The 557-nt window shown below is 70.7% G+C and carries 1 protein-coding gene; it reads left to right on the top strand.

The genetic code is table 11. The annotated features are described in order from the left end of the window. Positions 1 to 79: 79 nt before the first annotated feature. The coding region (locus CVM73_RS38825) for a condensation domain-containing protein (protein WP_347338482.1) at positions 80 to 557 on the top strand (478 nt) is incomplete at its 3' end.

Below are 557 nucleotides of genomic sequence, written 5' to 3'. Positions count from 1 at the left end.
TGCTGGTCCGGGCCGCGCGCAGCTTAAGGATCGGTTTGATCCGCGCCGGCACCGCATCGAGCTTGGCCGAGCGCCCTTGTTGCGGTTTGTGATCGCGCGCGAGCCCGGCAGCGCGCGCTGGCTGCTGCTGGAGCTGCAGCATCATCTGATCGGGGATCACACCACGCTGGAGCTGATGCATGCCGAGGTCCGGGCCGTGCTGGAGGGCCGCGAGCATGAGCTGGCAGCCCCGCAGCCGTTCCGCAACCTGGTGGCGGCGGCACGGCTTGGCGTGGGTGCAGACGCGCATGAAGAGTTCTTCCGGGGAGTGCTGGGGGACATCGATGAGCCATGCACGCCCTTTGGCTTGTGCGAGGTCCAGGGCGACGGCAGCCGGACCCGTGAGGCGCAGCGGATGCTGCCGCAGGCGCTCAGCGTGCGGCTGCGGGTGCAGGCGCGGCGGCTGGGGGTGAGCCTGGCGAGCCTGTGCCATCTGGCCTGGGGCCAGGTGGTGGCGCGCAGCAGCGACCGCGAGCAGGTGGTGTTCGGCACGGTGCTGTTCGGCCGCATGCATGGCG

Origin of the sequence: Bradyrhizobium forestalis, from assembly GCF_002795245.1 — a bacterium.
Classification (GTDB): domain Bacteria; phylum Pseudomonadota; class Alphaproteobacteria; order Rhizobiales; family Xanthobacteraceae; genus Bradyrhizobium; species Bradyrhizobium forestalis.
Note: the sequence above shows the minus strand (reverse complement) of the source record. Positions and strands in the feature narration are given on the sequence as shown.